At 55.7% G+C, this 1,367-nt stretch carries 1 rRNA gene; it reads left to right on the plus strand.

Annotation, left to right across the window (positions count from 1 at the left end):
- A 23S ribosomal RNA gene (locus R0J87_RS18240) occupies positions 1-1,367 on the plus strand; the annotation flags it as partial.

Here is a 1,367-nt window from a genome sequence, read left to right on the forward strand (position 1 = left end):
ACGGTCCGGAAGTCATTGATGCCACGCTTCCAGGAAAAGCCTCTAAGCTTCAGATCATGTGCGACCGTACCCCAAACCGACACAGGTGGTCAGGGTGAGAATCCCAAGGCGCTTGAGAGAACTCGGGTGAAGGAACTAGGCAAAATGGTGCCGTAACTTCGGGAGAAGGCACGCCGGCGTAGGGTAAGGGAACTTGCTTCCTCAGCCCGAACCGGTCGAAGATACCAGGTGGCTGCAACTGTTTAGTAAAAACACAGCACTCTGCTAACGCGCAAGCGGACGTATAGGGTGTGACGCCTGCCCGGTGCCGGAAGGTTAAATGATGGTGTTAGCCCTCGGGCGAAGCTCTTGATTGAAGCCCCGGTAAACGGCGGCCGTAACTATAACGGTCCTAAGGTAGCGAAATTCCTTGTCGGGTAAGTTCCGACCTGCACGAATGGCGTAATGATGGCCACGCTGTCTCCACCCGAGACTCAGTGAAATTGAAATCGCCGTGAAGATGCGGTGTACCCGCGGCTAGACGGAAAGACCCCGTGAACCTTTACTATAGCTTCACACTGGACGCTGATGTTGCCTGTGTAGGATAGCTGGGAGGCTTTGAACTTCGGACGCCAGTTCGAAGGGAGCCAACCTTGAAATACCAGCCTGGCATCATTGGCGTTCTCACTCAGGTCCGTTATCCGGATCGAGGACAGTGTGTGGTGGGTAGTTTGACTGGGGCGGTCTCCTCCCAAAGAGTAACGGAGGAGCACGAAGGTACCCTCAGCACGGTCGGACATCGTGCAATGAGTGCAAGAGCATAAGGGTGCTTGACTGCGAGACAGACACGTCGAGCAGGTGCGAAAGCAGGTTCTAGTGATCCGGTGGTTCTGTATGGAAGGGCCATCGCTCAACGGATAAAAGGTACTCCGGGGATAACAGGCTGATACCGCCCAAGAGTTCACATCGACGGCGGTGTTTGGCACCTCGATGTCGGCTCATCACATCCTGGGGCTGAAGTCGGTCCCAAGGGTATGGCTGTTCGCCATTTAAAGTGGTACGCGAGCTGGGTTTAGAACGTCGTGAGACAGTTCGGTCCCTATCTGCCGTGGGCGTTGGATGTTTGAGAAGAGCTGCTCCTAGTACGAGAGGACCGGAGTGGACGACCCTCTGGTGTTCCGGTTGTCACGCCAGTGGCATTGCCGGGTAGCTATGGTCGGACGGGATAACCGCTGAAAGCATCTAAGCGGGAAGCCCCCTTCAAGATGAGACATCCCTGAGACCTAGAGTCTCCTAAAGGGCCCAGCGAGACCAGCTGGTTGATAGGCACGGTGTGGAAGCGCTGCAAGGCGTTGAGCTAACGTGTACTAATGGCCCGTGAGGCTTGA

The organism is Halomonas sp. SIMBA_159, from assembly GCF_046536035.1.
GTDB classification, from domain to species: Bacteria; Pseudomonadota; Gammaproteobacteria; order Pseudomonadales; family Halomonadaceae; genus Vreelandella; species Vreelandella venusta_A.